General features: G+C 32.5%; 1 pseudogene. It reads right to left on the bottom strand.

The window, feature by feature from the left end:
- Positions 1-277, bottom strand: a pseudogene (locus CBI42_RS11820) (DUF3991 domain-containing protein); the annotation flags it as partial.

Below are 277 nucleotides of genomic sequence, written 5' to 3'. Positions count from 1 at the left end.
TCATTTGTTTTCCAACTAGCTTGTGCTATCAAACCTTGTTGAATCATCTTTTGTATGATTTCTTCTGAGATTCCTCTACATTCTGTTAAGTAATATCTAGTCAAACTGCAGTTAGAATCTTCTACTCTCTTTAAAGGATAATAAAATGGTCTCTCTCTTTTTTCTTGAATAGCTTCTTTTTGAAAAGGTTCTTCAGAAAGAAAGGCTAGAGCTTCTTTAAAGGAAATTCCCTTAACAAGTCGAACAAAATCAATGACATCACCTTGAATATCTCTTG

Origin of the sequence: Streptococcus sp. KR (genome assembly GCF_002238115.1) — a bacterium.
Taxonomy (GTDB): Bacteria; Bacillota; Bacilli; order Lactobacillales; family Streptococcaceae; genus Streptococcus.
The sequence above is the reverse complement of the archived record's forward strand: the minus strand, read 5'-3'. Positions and strand labels throughout refer to the sequence as shown.